Source organism: Amycolatopsis sp. NPDC051061, assembly GCF_040682935.1.
Classification (GTDB): domain Bacteria; phylum Actinomycetota; class Actinomycetes; order Mycobacteriales; family Pseudonocardiaceae; genus Amycolatopsis.
This window is the reverse complement of the sequence record NZ_JBFBBZ010000032.1, coordinates 1-13,405: the sequence shown is the minus strand read 5'-3', so window position 1 is coordinate 13,405 and position 13,405 is coordinate 1. Positions and strand designations below refer to the sequence as shown.

15 protein-coding genes and 2 pseudogenes are annotated in these 13,405 nt (G+C 69.8%); 11 read left to right on the top strand and 6 right to left on the bottom strand.

The genetic code is table 11. The features are described 5' to 3' along the window. Positions 1-2: 2 nt before the first annotated feature. On the bottom strand, positions 3-224 hold the full coding sequence (locus AB0N03_RS34795; RefSeq protein WP_364380828.1) for a hypothetical protein: 222 nt from the start codon (positions 222-224) through the stop codon (positions 3-5). A gap of 58 nt (positions 225-282) precedes the next feature. Here AB0N03_RS34795 and ligD (AB0N03_RS34790) point away from each other — a divergent pair, with 58 nt between their 5' ends. The 6 genes from ligD (AB0N03_RS34790) (at position 283) to AB0N03_RS34765 (ending at position 4,255) form a co-directional block, all read left to right on the top strand. Next, a complete protein-coding gene (gene ligD, locus AB0N03_RS34790) occupies positions 283-1,203 on the top strand; it encodes a non-homologous end-joining DNA ligase (RefSeq protein ID WP_364380825.1) in 921 nt (306 codons plus the stop codon). Positions 1,204-1,451: 248 nt separating this feature from the next. Next, the gene (locus AB0N03_RS34785) at positions 1,452-1,856 is read left to right on the top strand and encodes an STAS domain-containing protein (RefSeq protein WP_364380822.1); all 405 of its coding nucleotides are present in this window, start codon (positions 1,452-1,454) and stop codon (positions 1,854-1,856) included. Positions 1,857-1,961: 105 nt separating this feature from the next. After that, the gene (locus tag AB0N03_RS34780) at positions 1,962-2,333 is read left to right on the top strand and encodes a DUF6292 family protein (protein ID WP_364381073.1); all 372 of its coding nucleotides are present in this window, start codon (positions 1,962-1,964) and stop codon (positions 2,331-2,333) included. Between the two features lie 32 nt (positions 2,334-2,365). Continuing rightward, positions 2,366-3,358 carry a non-homologous end-joining DNA ligase gene (ligD, locus tag AB0N03_RS34775; protein ID WP_364380819.1) on the top strand — a complete coding sequence of 331 codons (993 nt, stop codon included), beginning with the start codon at positions 2,366-2,368 and terminating at the stop codon, positions 3,356-3,358. Continuing rightward, on the top strand, positions 3,355-3,819 hold the full coding sequence (locus AB0N03_RS34770) for a GNAT family N-acetyltransferase (RefSeq protein ID WP_364380816.1): 465 nt from the start codon (positions 3,355-3,357) through the stop codon (positions 3,817-3,819). The genes ligD (AB0N03_RS34775) and AB0N03_RS34770 overlap by 4 nt, the downstream gene beginning before the upstream one ends. 94 nt (positions 3,820-3,913) lie before the next feature. Then, positions 3,914-4,255 (top strand): DoxX family protein, encoded by a 342-nt coding sequence (locus AB0N03_RS34765; protein WP_364380813.1) that lies wholly within the window; start codon positions 3,914-3,916, stop codon positions 4,253-4,255. Here AB0N03_RS34765 and AB0N03_RS34760 read toward each other — a convergent pair. Beyond that, positions 4,213-5,070 (bottom strand): alpha/beta hydrolase, encoded by an 858-nt coding sequence (locus AB0N03_RS34760; protein WP_364380810.1) that lies wholly within the window; start codon positions 5,068-5,070, stop codon positions 4,213-4,215. The two genes, AB0N03_RS34765 and AB0N03_RS34760, sit on opposite strands and share 43 nt — an antisense overlap. Further along, positions 5,067-6,089, bottom strand: a complete 1,023-nt coding sequence (locus AB0N03_RS34755) for an alpha/beta hydrolase-fold protein (RefSeq protein WP_364380807.1) — start codon at positions 6,087-6,089, stop codon at positions 5,067-5,069. The genes AB0N03_RS34760 and AB0N03_RS34755 overlap by 4 nt, the downstream gene beginning before the upstream one ends. A gap of 133 nt (positions 6,090-6,222) precedes the next feature. On the opposite strand from AB0N03_RS34755, the gene AB0N03_RS34750 reads away from it, so the two are divergent. From AB0N03_RS34750 to AB0N03_RS34735, 4 genes and pseudogenes are all read left to right on the top strand, one after another. Then, complete coding sequence (locus AB0N03_RS34750) at positions 6,223-6,897, top strand: hypothetical protein (protein WP_364380804.1); 675 nt, start codon at positions 6,223-6,225, stop codon at positions 6,895-6,897. Continuing rightward, on the top strand, positions 6,897-7,442 hold the full coding sequence (locus tag AB0N03_RS34745) for a DUF6529 family protein (RefSeq protein WP_364380801.1): 546 nt from the start codon (positions 6,897-6,899) through the stop codon (positions 7,440-7,442). The genes AB0N03_RS34750 and AB0N03_RS34745 overlap by 1 nt, the downstream gene beginning before the upstream one ends. A gap of 9 nt (positions 7,443-7,451) precedes the next feature. Further along, entirely contained in the window at positions 7,452-7,877 is a 426-nt protein-coding gene (locus AB0N03_RS34740) for a Rieske (2Fe-2S) protein (RefSeq protein ID WP_364380798.1), read from the top strand. A 131-nt stretch (positions 7,878-8,008) separates the two neighbouring features. Beyond that, positions 8,009-8,411 (top strand): annotated as a pseudogene (locus AB0N03_RS34735) (transposase); the annotation flags it as partial. 429 nt (positions 8,412-8,840) lie between these two features. On the opposite strand, the gene AB0N03_RS34730 reads toward AB0N03_RS34735, so the two are convergent. Together AB0N03_RS34730 and AB0N03_RS34725 are read right to left on the bottom strand one after the other, a co-directional pair. Continuing rightward, positions 8,841-9,479 carry a transcriptional regulator gene (locus tag AB0N03_RS34730; RefSeq protein WP_364380795.1) on the bottom strand — a complete coding sequence of 213 codons (639 nt, stop codon included), beginning with the start codon at positions 9,477-9,479 and terminating at the stop codon, positions 8,841-8,843. Positions 9,480-9,744: 265 nt separating this feature from the next. Further along, a pseudogene (locus AB0N03_RS34725) lies at positions 9,745-10,027 on the bottom strand (epoxide hydrolase); the annotation flags it as partial. Positions 10,028-10,522: 495 nt separating this feature from the next. Here AB0N03_RS34725 and AB0N03_RS34720 point away from each other — a divergent pair. Then, positions 10,523-11,944, top strand: a complete 1,422-nt coding sequence (locus tag AB0N03_RS34720) for a nuclear transport factor 2 family protein (protein ID WP_364380792.1) — start codon at positions 10,523-10,525, stop codon at positions 11,942-11,944. A gap of 64 nt (positions 11,945-12,008) precedes the next feature. Here the strand turns inward: AB0N03_RS34720 and AB0N03_RS34715 are convergent, their stop codons facing one another. Continuing rightward, positions 12,009-13,214: a serine hydrolase domain-containing protein gene (locus AB0N03_RS34715; protein WP_364380789.1), complete on the bottom strand. Its 1,206-nt coding sequence runs from the start codon at positions 13,212-13,214 to the stop codon at positions 12,009-12,011. Between the last annotated feature and the right edge of the window lie 191 nt (positions 13,215-13,405).

The following is a 13,405-nucleotide window of genomic DNA, read 5'->3' as shown; positions in this document are numbered from 1 at the left end:
GGCTACTTCCGCCGTCCGAGGGCCTTGGCGCGATCGTGTGCCCACCCGGCGAGCACGATCCCGGCCGCCGTGGCCACCAGGTAGCCGGCCAAGGTCAGAGTGAACCCCGCCCCCAGCCACGCCGGCAGGCCGACGTTCGCGTGGTCGATCAGCAGCCGGATCGCGCCCTGGGCGCCCACCACCGTCAGGACCGCCCCCAGGATCTGCAGCACGTCGAACTTCATGGTTCCCCTCCCAGTGTTGATACGGTCGTATCATAACCATGGGTGATAGCGTGACGGCGTGGCGGGGAGCCGGATCACGGTGCGCGTGGGCGAGCGGCAGCTGACGCTCTCGAATCTCGAGAAGGTGCTCTACCCGCGCCACGGCTTCACCAAGGGCGAGGTCCTCGACTACTACACGCGCATCGCGCCGCTGCTCCTGCCGCACATCCGCGACCGCGCCATGACCTTCGTGCGATTCCCCGACGGCGTCGCCGGCGGCTCGTTCTTCGAGAAGGACGTCTCCCGGCACGCGCCCGACTGGGTCCGCACCGCCCGCCTCGCCGTCGGCGGCCGCGGCAAGGACCACGAAATCGTGGCCTACCCGCTGATCAACGACCTGCCGGAGCTCGTCTGGGCGGCGAACCTCGCCGCGCTCGAACTGCACGTCCACCAGTGGACCGTCGACGCCGAGGACGAGCGGAGCACGCCGGACCGGCTCGTCTTCGACCTCGACCCCGGACCCGGCGCGACGGTCGTCGACTGCTGCCGCGTCGCCGAGCGCCTGCACGACGTGCTCGCCGCCGACGGGCTCACCCCGGTGGCGAAGACCAGCGGCTCCAAGGGCATGCAGCTCTACGCGGGCGTCGTGACGACGGACGCCGGCGAGACGTCGCAGTACGCGAAGGCGCTCGCCGAGCGGCTCGCGGCCGAGACGCCGGACCTCGTCGTCGCGCGGATGACGAAGACGCTGCGGCCGGGCAAGGTCTTCATCGACTGGAGCCAGAACAACCCGTTCAAGACGACGGTGGCGCCGTACTCGCTGCGCGGGCGCGACGAGCCGACGGTGTCGACCCCGGTCACGTGGGACGAGGTGCGCGCCTGCCGGCACGTCTCGCACCTGAGGTTCACCGCCGACGAGGTCCTCGACCGCGTCGACGACCTCGGTGACCTCTTCGCCGAACTGGACCGGACGCGCGTTCCGATTCCTGCGTTCGGCTGAATTTCGGAATTCGCAATTCCGCGGGGAAACCACACCGCGTCCGGAGGTGGCAGCCGATGCGGCCGCCGAAATTGCGGAACGGCGGGCCCGACCAGGCGATTCGATCATCCCCTGTGGACCGCTGCACGTGCAGACGGCCGTGTCGGTGCACAGCCCCGCCGGTCGACGTTGATTCCCTTGTGCACCAAGCTGGACGAACTGGGTACGGTCTACGCGTAAACCATCATCTTGAGCCGCCGGAGCCGGTCATGAGGATCCAGAAACCGCCGCGGCTTTCGCGAGCCTTCGGCCGGTCTTCGTCGGGTGCGTTGTGCGAACCGTTCTCGGTCGCGACCACGTTCCCCGGCGATCGAAGCACGCTCGTCGCGGTGGTGGGCGACATTGATCTCGCGACCGTCGCCATTCTTGTCGAATGTGCGGAAACCGCGCTGAGGACCGGCGGCCCGCTCGTCGTCGACCTCGGCGGGGTGACCTTCTGCTCCGGCGCCGGCCTCCGGGCGCTGCGGCGGGTGCAGCGGCGCGCCGACGAAGCGGCCGTCCCGGTCGCGTGGGTGGTGTGCACACCGGCGGTGTGGCGGGTGCTGCGGGGGACCGGGGTCACCGGCTTCTCCTGCTACCGGGATCGGGCCGACGCGCTGGCGGCGGTCGGCTGATCCGCTTCGACCGGCCGGGCAGGGTGCGCGGCCGGGCTCCGGGAAGAAGGGAAACGGGTGTCCGTCCTGATCGACACCGATCTCGAGTTCTAGTTCCAGCGCGGCCTGCGCGCGTACCTCGGCGAGGTGGCCGGGGCGCTCGGCTTCGGCCTCGAGTCCTGCACCGTGGACGTGGACGTCCCGGTGTCGGCCTACGTCGCGGTGGACTGGCGGCTGCGCCGGTTCCCCCACCGTGACGTGGCGCTGCTGTGGGACGAGGTGCACGGCTGGGCCGTCGCGGTCGAGGCGGCGTGCGGGGAGGAGATGATCGTGCTGGCCTACCTCGGCGGGTCCGACATCCTGCCGCCGTCGCGCGCGATCGTGCGGTTCCTGGCCGCGTTGCGCGCGGGGGACCTGGAGCCGGACGGGCCCGGTACACCCGTGCTGCGCCGCGCCGGGAGGCACCAGGAGCTCCTGCCGTTGCTGCCGGCGGGGTGACGCGCCCGCGGTCGATCCTCCGCACTGGAGCGATGGGGTCGATGCCGGACGCGGTGGCGCCGATGCTGGCCGTCGACGGGTCCCTCCCGGACGACGACCACCACGGCTACGAGTGGAAGTGGGACGGCTTCCGGGGCTGCGCGCGCGTCGCCGACTCCGGCGAGGCCCGGATCACCAGCCGCAGCGGCAGCGATCACACTCACCGCTACCCGGAGCTGCAGGACGTCTTCGCGCCCGCGCTCGGCGGTCACCCGGCGGTGCTCGACGGCGAAGTCGTCGCGCTGAACGCGGCCGGCCGCCCCGAGTTCGAGCTGATGCAGCGCCGCGCCATGCACGAGCCGACGGCGAAGCTGCGGGCCGAGGTCCCGGTCGTCTACTTCGCCTTCGACCTGCTGCGGATCGGCGCGGAGTCGCTGCTGGACCGGCCCTACGCGCAGCGCCGCGAGCTGCTCGCGGAGCTGGTCCGGCCCGCCGACGGCCGGCTCGTCGTGCCGCCCTGGTACACCCGCGCCGACATCGCGCCGGACCAGCTGCTGGCGACCGCGGCCCAGCACGGCATCGAGGGGGTCGTCGCGAAGCGGCTGGACGCGCCGTACCTGCCGGGCGCCCGTTCGCCGTTGTGGACGAAACGCGCGCTGACCCAGACGCGCGAGGTGGTCGTCGGCGGCTGGCGGACCGGTGCCGGCCGTCGCGCGGGCACGCTCGGCGCGCTGCTGCTCGGCGGGTACGACGACGACGGCGCGCTCGTCTACATCGGTGACGTCGGCACCGGGTTCTCCGACGACGCGCTCGATCACCTCCGCGACGTCCTCACGCCGCTGGCGCGCACGGCGTGCCCGTTCGCGACGGAAGTGCCGCGCGACCGCGCCCGGGGCGCGCACTGGGTCGAGCCGGACCTGGTCGGTGAGGTCGTCCACCGCCGTGTCACGCCGGATCTGCGGCTGCGCCACACGTCGTGGCGCGGTCTGCGGCCGGATCGGACGCCCGATGAGGTCCGCGTACCGAAACCGACAGGAGCGTTGTGACCACATCCGTGCGTCTGGTCGAGATCACCGGTGACAACCGGGACGCGGTGTGCGCCCTGCGCGTCCACCCGGGTCAGGAGCGGTTCGTGGCGTCGGTGGCGAAGTCGCTGGAGGACGCCGCGACGACGCCCGAGGGCGAGCCCTGGTACCGGGCCGTCTACGTCGGCGACGAGCCGGTCGGCTTCGTGATGCTCAGCTGGGACGTCCCGCCCGGGCGCCCCGGCGTCCTCGGGCCGTACTACCTGTGGCGGCTGCTCGTCGACGGGCGGTACCAGGGCCGCGGGATCGGCCGCGCGGTGCTGGTGGAGGTCGTCTCGCTGGTGCGGGCCGTCGGCGGGACCGAGCTGCTCACGAGCCATCAGCCGGACGACGACGGCCCGGGCGCCTTCTACCGGAAGTTCGGGTTCGTCCCGACCGGGGAAATCGACGACGGGGAGCCCGTGCTGCGGCTCGATTTGTGACGGCCGTCACGGCCGGTCACATCGGCCCGGTGGACGGAGTCGTGGGGGTGACGGACCCGGAACCCGGCGTCCGCGAGCCTCCGGAGGAGTTCCGATGTCCACCGCGTACCTGATCGTCACCCTCTTCGCCGCCGCCTTCGTCGCGTTCTCGGCCGTCTCGGTCTTCACCCGGGCGAAGTGGGTCGTCGAACCGATCACCTCCTACGGCGTGCCGGAGGCGTGGTGGCCGTGGCTGGGCGCGGCGAAGGCGGCCGGCGCGGCAGGCCTGGTCGTCGGCCTGTTCGTGCCGCCGATCGGCGTCGCCGCGGCGATCGGGCTGGTGCTGTACTTCCTCGGCGCCGTCGTGACCGTGGCCCGAGCCCGCTCGTACGGGCACCTCGCGTTTCCGGTGATCTACCTGGCGCCGGTGGTCGCTTCGCTGGCGCTGCTGTCCTGACCGGCGAGCCAGGTGAGGGCGTCGGTCGCGTGGTCCAGCACGGAGATGTGGCCGTCGCCGGGGGTGAGCCGGAGTTCGGCGCCGGGGATCCGCGAGGCGAGCCACTCGCTGTGCGTGGCGGGGATCATCCGGTCGTCCTCGCCGTGCACCAGCAGGACCGGCGCGGTGATGGCGGCGAGGTCGCAGCCCCAGGGCTTGACGGCGGAGAGGTCGTCGTCGATCAGGCCGACGGCCCCGAGCGCGGGCCGGACGACGTCGTTGAGCCAGGACCACGACCCGTTGAGGGCGGCGAAGTCGGCGTCGGTGAAGACCTCGGGATCGAACTCGGCGGCGGCTTCGTACTTTTCCTTGGCGGCCCGTCCTTCGGCGGCGGCGCGCAGGGCGGCGGCGCTGGCGGCGGCCATGCCGTCGAACCAGCCATCGGCCTCGAAGGGCGCGATGGCAGCGAGGATCGCGACCGCTCGGACGCGTTCGGGGAGCAAGGCGGCGGTGGCGAGGGCGGGCGAGCATCCCCCGGAGTGACCCATGACGGCGAAGCGGTCGACCCCGAGCGCATCGGCGACGGCGGCCGCGCACCCGGCGGCGTCCCCGACGGTCCGGTCGGGCCGGGGAGTGGAGGAGCCGTAGCCGGGCCGGTCGTAGGAGATCCACCGGACGCCGAGCGTTTCGGAGAGCGGCAGGAGTGGTCCGGGCGGGGCGCCGAGGTTGGGCGTGCCGTGGTGCCAGAGGACGGTGAGGCGCGCGGGGGCGCCGGTGTCGTAGACGTGCAGGGTGCGCCCGTCGGGCCGGGCGAGGTCGGTTTCGGTGACGTTCACCGGGCCAGCTTTCCGGCCAGCCAGGCCAAGGACAACGGGTACCGGTAGTCGATCGCGGCGTGACCGGCCTCGAACAGCTCGAAGTGGATGCGATCTTCCGGCAGCCCCGCCTTGACCACCTCCGCCCGGAACGCCTCCGCGCCGACGTCGAGGAAGTACTCGTCGCTCGTGCCCGCGTCGATCCACACCGCCCGCCACGACCGGACCGCCGAAGCGCGGCCGGGCACCATGCGGACCGGGTCCCAGTCGAGCCAGCGCTGCCACACTTCCGGCCGCAGCACGCCCGTCGCCGGGTCGAACGGCAGCTCCGGCGTCCCGTCCGGGCGCGCCGAGAAGCACGCCGACACCCCGAGCAGCTGCAGCAGCGTGGCGTCCACGGGGTCGGTGAACGCCGGCCGCGCGCGGAAGTCCGCCCACCACGCCTGGATGTCCTGGTCGTAGCCACGCAGGGCGCGGACCGCCTTGCCGAAATCCGGGACGTAGCACAGCTCGTACAGCGAGTCGCCCGCGTGCGTCGCCAGGGCGCCGAACAGGTCGGGGCGCAGCATCGGCGTGATCATCGCACCGAACCCGCCGGACGACTTGCCCGCGATCGCGCGGGACTCGCGGTCCGCGATCGTCCGGTAGTGCGCGTCGACCCACGGCACGATCTCGTCGCACAGGTACGAGTGGTAGCGGCCCGTCCCGGGCGAGTCGACGAACTGCGAGCCGCCGTACGCGGTCCACGCGTCGACGTACACCACGACGCAGCCCGGCGCGCCGGCGGCGAACACCGCGTCCGCCGTCTCCACGAACGGCTGCCGGAACGGCGTGCGGTTGGCCCACATCGACAGGTGCCCGGTGTAGCCCTGGATGACGTACACCACGGGGTACCGCTCGGAGCCGTCGTCGTAGCCCGGCGGGACGTAGACCCACAGCGGCCGTTCGTGCGGGTCGCCGAGCGGGTTGTCCCGCAGCAGCGCGGATTCGACGGTGTGCCGGTCGAGCCGGCCGGCGAGGTCGCCGTCCCAGGGCAGCATGCCGCCAGTCAACCACGCCCAACCGGTTGCAGGGGCTAAGCGATACCTCTTTTCCGCGGGTAGCGTTGAGCCGTTTCGCCCCGACTTCCGTGTTATGGGCACGGTGGTGGGATAGGGGAATGCGGGGAAGACCATGAAACATCCGGGGCCGTTGTTCACGCTGCTCGCCGGTGTCGTGCTCGCCGGCGGGATCGGGATCGTCAACCTGGCGACGGGGACCGGCGTCGCGCCGGTCGCCGGGGCCGCCAACGCCGCCAACGCGGCGAGTTCGTCGCCACCGACGACCTCCGCGGCGCCGAAAGCCGAAGCGCCGAAGGCGGACGCGCCCGCACGGGCGGACTACGCGGGGCGCGTCACCGGCGGCGGCGCGTCCGTCGCGGTGTCGGTGCGTGACGGCCACGCCATCGCGTACCTCTGCGACGGCAAGAAGGTCGAAGCCTGGCTGCAGGGCGTGACGGTCGGCGGGAAGCTGGACCTCAAAGGGGCGAAGAACGCGAGCCTGACGGGCAGTTTCGACGCCGCGTCGGTCACCGGCACCGTGACGGCGGCCGGCAAGACCTGGCAGTTCAGCGCACCTCCGGCGAAGAAGCCCGCGGGGCTTTACCGCGCGGCGCCGAAGGTGAAGGGCAAGACGTCCAAGGTCGGCTGGATCGTGCAGCCCGACGGCAGCCAGGTCGGCATCCTCACGACGGACGAGGACTCGGCGGCCGCTCCCACGCTCGACCCGGCGGCCGCGACGGCGACCGTCGACGGCGCGCCCGTGACCGCCGAGCCGGTCAGCGGCCTGGCCGGGAACGGTGACTTCTGATGACCACGGCGGGTAATCGCGCTGGGGTCGCGCTCCTCGTGCCACTCGTCGCCGGCGCCGTCGTCTCGGTGGTGCTCGGCGTCTACGGCAGCCTGCACACGCCGACCGGCGTCGCGGTGAACATCGCCGGGTTCTCCAGCGCGCAGTCGGTGAAGGCGTGGCTCGCGACGGTCGTCGTCGTGCTGGCGATCGTCCAGCTGCTCTCGGCGCTGGTGATGTACGGCAAGCTCGGCCGGAACGCACCCGCGTGGATCGCGCCGGTGCACCGCTGGTCGGGGCGGCTGGCGTTCCTCGTGTCGATCCCGGTGGCGCTGCACTGCCTCTACGCGCTCGGGTTCCAGTCGTTCGACACGCGGGTCCTCCTGCACTCGCTGCTGGGCTGCTTCTTCTACGGCGCGTTCGTCGCGAAGATGCTGCTGCTGCGCAGGGACGGCGCGCCCGGCTGGTCGCTCCCGGTCCTCGGCGGCCTCGTGTTCACCGGGCTCGTCGGGCTCTGGCTGAGCGCGTCGCTGTGGTTCTTCACCCAATCGGGCTTGACCTTCTAGGGGGCGATCGTGCGCGACGAAGACACGGAACCGGCGATCACCCGCCGAATCGCGCTCGCCGCGGCGGGCGCCGGGCTGGTGGCGGGCTGCAGCACCTACGGCGGCTCGAATTCCGGGACGTCCGCCGCGGCGCCGCCGCCGGCGGCCGGGACCGAGCTGGGCGCGACCGGCGATGTCCCGGTCGGGGGCGGCAAGGTGTACGCGGACAAGCAGGTGGTGGTGACGCAACCGGCGGCGGGGACGTTCGCGGCCTTCTCGGCGATCTGCACCCACCAGGGCTGCACGGTCGACGCCGTCGCGGACGGCACCATCAACTGCCCGTGCCACGGCAGCAAGTTCAAGATCGCCGACGGTTCGGTCGCGAACGGCCCGGCGTCGCAGGCGCTGGAGAAGAAGACGGTCACCGTCGCGAACGGCAAGATCACCCTGGCCTAGGCTGGTTGTGCGAGGGTTTGCGGGTGAGCATTCCTTCTGCTGGGCGGGCTGACGTCGCGGGCGGTGCGACTCGGGAAGATCTGGCCGCGTGGGATCAGGAGTTTCAGGGTGTATGTGCGCGTCTTGACGGGTTGTTCTACCGGACGGATTCGCGTGCACATGCTCGGCATTATGTGCGCGGGTTGATCGCTCCACTGGAGCGGAAGAACGGCTGGACGATCGCGGATTATTCCGGGGATCCGGAGCCGAGGCGCTTCAGCGGTTGTTAAATTTGTCGCCGCGGGATGCTGACGAAGCGCGGGATCTGGTTCGCGTGTACGCGATGGGGCATTTCGCTGATCCGCGCGGCGTGCTGATCGCGACCCGACCGGGTTTGCCAAGAAGGGAAACAAATCGGCGGGTGTTCAACGTCGGTATTCGGGGACCCTGGGACGGATCGACAACTGTCAGATCGGCGTGTTCCTGGCCTATGCCAATACGGTCGGCGATTGGGTGCTCATTGACCGGGAGCCGTACCTGCCCGATGAGTCGTGGGTGCTGATCCCGGGCGCCGAGCTGAGGCGCGTGTGCCGGCGATGATCTGCTCACCGGAGACGTCGAGGCGCCCGCTCGGTCCGTACCAGCCGCGCACATCCTCAGGAGTGAACTCGCCGGCGCGCGGCACGGCAGCGCGCGGTTTCGGCGAAGGGCACGTCGAGGTAGGGGAAGCTGGTGCGGCCGCGGTGGTCGGCGGCGAGCCGGCGCGACATCGGCCCGTACCGGGCTGTGCCGAGGATGCCACGTCGTGCTCGCGTGGGACGACCCGGCGCAGAACGTCCTGCTGGACCTTTCCGACTGGCCCCGACGGGCGCGTGTCCGTCGCGAACAGGTCCGACGTAGGGCAAGAGCGTCTGGAAGCCTGGCAGTGTCCGTCCGGGCACCAGGATCACCGTTGTGGGATACAAGAAGGCCCGGGAACAGCGGCTACTGTCCGTGGGTTCGACCGGCGACCGAGTTCTGGATCGATTGCTGGTGTTCTGCACTGGGAGTAGTGAGCTGAGCCAGGAGGGTGAGTGCCGCGCGCGAGGGGGAGTCCGGTTCGGTGGTGACGATGACGAGCCGCTGCCCACGACCGTTCGGGAGCGGCATCGCCTGCTGGATGACGTCCACCGGGCCGACCAGGGGGTGGCGCATCCGGTGCGTCGCGATGTCCCAGTCTCGGACCCGGTGCTCTGACCAGAGCGCGGTGAACTCCTTGCTGTGCATGACCAGCTCGCCGATCAGGGAAGCCAGGATCGGGTCGTTCGGGTACTGGCCGACGGCGAAACGCAGCTTCCCCACCACGTCGCGGGCTTTCTTCGGCCAGTCGTCGTAGAGGTCGCGGACGTGGGCGTCGAGGAATACCAGGCGTGCGGTGTTCGGACGCCGACCTGGCTGAGCGGGGCTGCGCGGGTCGAGGTGGCCCGCGAACAACGCGTGTCCGGTGGGGTTCCAGGCGAGCACGTCGCTGTAGCGGCCGAGAACAACGGCCGGCGCGGTCGAGCTGCCCTTCGTCTTCGACCAGGTCGAGTTGCCTTCCTTGCGGGGATGGCACGGTCTGCTCGGGCCGGGGGAACCGGACACCGCATTGGCGGACGAGACTCATGGGGCCTGGGTTCGGTTCGTCAAGACCGGCAATCCTGGTTGGGCACCGAACGTCCGGCACCTCTTTGGGGACAAGACAATCGCGGCCGGCGACAATATCCGATAACTGGCTTCACCGGGCCGAGGCCGCCCCGATGACGGCCTGCTTGCGAGTCGAAGATTTCTGACAGAAGGTTCGATTTTCGCTGCGAGATCTGTCTGCTTCTCGCCCGCAATGCAGCTGTCGCCGTGCTTTGTTCGCCCAGCGGAAGAGGCGGAAGAACCCCCGCACCTGCTCGATCGGTGACTCCGGCTGCTCCAGGGTGGCGAAGTGGCCGCCTCGGGGCATTTCCTCGAACCAGCGCAGGGTCGGTGAAGCGCCGCTCGGCTTCCCGTCGCGACGGGCGGGTGATGTCGCGCGGGTAGATCGACAGCCCGGACGGTGCGGTGACCTTGTCCCGGAAGTGGGCGAAGCTTTCCCAGTACAGGCGGGCCGAGGCGGTGAACCGGTAGAGCGAGATCTCGTCGAGGATCTTCTGCCGGGACACCGTGGTGGAGTTCGCGCGCCACCGCTGGGGAGCTCGTCCGGCGCGGCGGGTGGCACGCCGGACTCGGTGTCCGCCGAGGCCGAGCCGTCCTTGTGGCCACCGATAGGCTCCATTCCGACGGCCGGCGCCGCAATCAACGCCGGCCGCCGTTCAAGACTCCGGGATGGCATTCAGCGTTGACGGCGCCATACTCAGTGTGGTGGTGTTCGGTGTTATCGGGCTCATCCTCGCCGGACTCCGGCTTATCGATCGGGCGGACTTCGCACGGCGCCTGGCCGTACGACGGGGTGGTCGCGCTTTCTATTGAACCGCGAATCAACGCGCTTCCCAGTGGGAATAGCGTCCTTTCTCATCGCGGCGAGCGAGTGCGGCGCGGTTACCCGGGACTCAGTAGCCTGCCTTGACAGTAACTATCGGGTCGCACGTAACGTGAATTCGTGAAGCAAGGCATCCGAGCTCAACCGCTCCCCTTGCACCCCGATGGAGAAGAAACTCATGACAAGACTTCGAGCCCGTCTCTTTCTGGCGCCGGTGCTGGCCCTATCCGCGACGGCTGCGCTCTCGGCTGGTTCGGTGGCGTCTTCGTACGAGGTCGCCCCTTCGGGTGGGCCTTTGGCGCAGGGAAACTACCGCATCGCTGAAACGCGAATCCAGACCCGGCTCGACCTCAATGCCGGGCAGACGCCGGAAAACCTGACCGTGGAACCGGACGGCAGCACCGACGTCAGCTTCGCCAAGAGCCGCCAGGTCGCGCGCATCGCGCAGGACGGTTCGGTCCGGGTGCTGGCCACCCTGCCCCGCCCCGCCGGCGGTGACCACGCCCCGGGGACGGGGTTCCCGGCCACCACCGGAATCACCCGCGCTGCGGACGGCACGCTGTACTTCAACTACAGCGCGGGTGACGCTGGGCTCACCGGCCTGTGGCGGTTGCGTCCGGGCAAGACCGCGGAGCGCATCGTCGCCCTGACGGCCGACAGCCTGCCCAACGGACTCGTCATCGACGAACGAAGCGGACAGGCCTACATCAGCGACTCCAAGCTCAAGACCGTGTGGCGTGCGCCGCTGGCCGGAGGAACGGCCCAGAAGTGGGCGACGGACCAGCTTCTCGCGCCGGTGTCGAGCTTCGGCGCCAACGGCCTGAAGCTGCACAACGGCGCGCTGTGGGTGTCGAACTTCGACCAGGGGCTCCTCGTGCGCATCCCGATCACGTCGTACGGTGCCGCGGGTGCTTTGGCGGTCCGGGCACGCGACCTGCCCGGCATCGACGACTTCGCGTTCACCGGGATCGGCGACGAGCTGCTGGCCACGCTCAACCCGGCCAACCAGGTGGATCTGGTCCGCGAGGACGGGTTCCACACCGCGGTGCTCACGTCCGTCGACGGGCTGCAGAACCCCGCGGCCATCGCCTTGCAGGGTCGGAACATTTATGTGGCCAATGCGGCGTTCTCCACGAACAAGAACCCGAACGTCCTGCTCGGCCGGCTGGTCTCGGGGACCGGTGGAACCTATTCCATCGGAACGGGCCTCTCGCCTCGCGAGCGGGCCAACGCCGAGGCCACGATCGCTGTGTTCGATGGCCTGCTGAACCAGCACACGGTCCGCGCGACCGTCGAACGCTACCTCGATGCGCGGTCGTTCAGCCAGCACAACCCCGATGGTCCTGACGGTCGTGACGCCGTGATCACCACGCTCGAGCCGGTGGTCAAGCAGTTCCCGGACGCCTCCCTCGACATCACCAGGATTGTCACGCAGGGAAACCTGGTGGTTACGCAGGGGCTGTTCAAGCTCAACCCGGAAGATCGGGGAACGGTCGAAGAAGACACCCTTCGGTTCGACGACGCCGGCAAGGTCGTCGAACACTGGGACGTCAAGCAGGCGGTGGCCGAAACCAGCGCCAACGGACACCCTCAGGTGTAGCGGGATCTGCGTGGCCGGACGGGATGCATGATCCCGTCCGGCCACGCAGTGTTTCACCGAAGCCTTACTTCACGCCGCAAAGCGCGTGATCGATGAGCTTGGCCGACGGGTCCACCGGCGAGGACGGGATGGTCGAGGAGTCCTTCGGGATGACCGAGTCGGTGTTGAGGGAGACCATTACGCTGCGCTTGCCGTCGGGGCTGACGCCGTTGCGAGTCTGGAATCCCTGGATATCGCCCGCGTGGGCCCAGGCCCCTCCGCAAGAGTTGGGCGTCCAAAGCAGACCGAGCCCGTAGCGGGCGCCTGGCCACGCACCGGCGAGTTCGGGCGCCGGTACGGTGTTCTGCATCTCTTTGAGCTGAGCGGACGCCAGCAGTCTGCCGCCGATGAGAGCCCGGAGGAAACGGTTGCCGTCGTCGGTGGTGCTGATGATTTCCCCGGCCGCGTCCGCAAACGACGGGTTGAGCTCGGTGACGTCGACGAAAGCACCGAAAAACGGGTTCGCCGACTCCGGGTCGTCGGGGAACCGCTGGTATCCGATGGCATGCGGGTTCGGCAGCCGGGTCCTCGCACCCGGGATGAAAGTGTGGTCCAAGTGCAGCCGGTCGATGATCCGGTCGTGCACTTCAGCCCGCCAGTCGCGGCCGGTCACCTTGGTGATGATCATGCCGGCCAGGACGTAGTTGGTGTTGGAGTACCGCCAGTCCGTTCCCGGTGCGAACGTGGGTGGGTACCGCATCGCGAGCGCAACGAGTTCGTCAGAGTTGTGGGCGTCGAACCGGTGTTGCCGGAAGCCCGGCTCGGTGAAGATGGGCAGCAGGCCCAGCATGTAGTCCGGGAGACCGCTGGTGTGCTGGAGGAGCTGGCGGACGGTGATCTTGGAGCCGTCGTTGCCGTTGCCGGAAACCCGGCCGGGCAGCCATTTGTCCACCGAGTCGTCCAGACTCAGCCGGCCTTCTCCGACGAGCTGGAGCAGGGTGGTGGCCACGAACGTCTTGCTGAAGCTGGCGATGCGGAACTGTGCGCTCCACGGCACCGGGCTGCGTTGTGCCACGTCACCGTAGCCACTGCGGATCTTGATCGATCCGTCACCGGTGCTCAACTGGGCGAGGATGCCGGGTGAGCCGGCTTCGACCACCGAGTCGGCGTCTTGCTGAAGAACATGACGCAACGCGTTTTCCGGCCGGTGCTGGCCGGAGGCTGCGCTCGAGGGGCCGGCCAACGCGGCCAGCACAATGGCGGTGAGTGGCAGAAGGGGCATTCGTCTCATGTCTGCACCGTATGAGTGCCGTCCGGTGCCGGCGTCGCCTTGTCGTGGTGTCTTTCGCTGGTCCTGTGGGACTAGTTCCCGACGCCTGAGCCCTAGTACTGCAACGGCATTCAGGTGAGTGGGTAGCCGCGTCGTTTGTAATGGCTGAGGCGGGCTTGGTGTTGTCGTCGGCGGCGGAAGCAGGACCAGGC

What these genes read in the sequence shown, in the direction of transcription:
- AB0N03_RS34795 (WP_364380828.1), bottom strand. Translation starts at nt 224, where the DNA reads ATGAAGTTCGACGTGCTGCAGATCCTGGGGGCGGTCCTGACGGTGGTG.
- AB0N03_RS34785 (WP_364380822.1), top strand. Translation starts at nt 1,452, where the DNA reads ATGAGGATCCAGAAACCGCCGCGGCTTTCGCGAGCCTTCGGCCGGTCT.
- ligD (WP_364380819.1), top strand. Translation starts at nt 2,366, where the DNA reads ATGGGGTCGATGCCGGACGCGGTGGCGCCGATGCTGGCCGTCGACGGG.
- AB0N03_RS34765 (WP_364380813.1), top strand. Translation starts at nt 3,914, where the DNA reads ATGTCCACCGCGTACCTGATCGTCACCCTCTTCGCCGCCGCCTTCGTC.
- AB0N03_RS34755 (WP_364380807.1), bottom strand. Translation starts at nt 6,089, where the DNA reads ATGCTGCCCTGGGACGGCGACCTCGCCGGCCGGCTCGACCGGCACACC.
- AB0N03_RS34750 (WP_364380804.1), top strand. Translation starts at nt 6,223, where the DNA reads ATGAAACATCCGGGGCCGTTGTTCACGCTGCTCGCCGGTGTCGTGCTC.
- AB0N03_RS34745 (WP_364380801.1), top strand. Translation starts at nt 6,897, where the DNA reads ATGACCACGGCGGGTAATCGCGCTGGGGTCGCGCTCCTCGTGCCACTC.
- AB0N03_RS34720 (WP_364380792.1), top strand. Translation starts at nt 10,523, where the DNA reads ATGACAAGACTTCGAGCCCGTCTCTTTCTGGCGCCGGTGCTGGCCCTA.
- AB0N03_RS34715 (WP_364380789.1), bottom strand. Translation starts at nt 13,214, where the DNA reads ATGAGACGAATGCCCCTTCTGCCACTCACCGCCATTGTGCTGGCCGCG.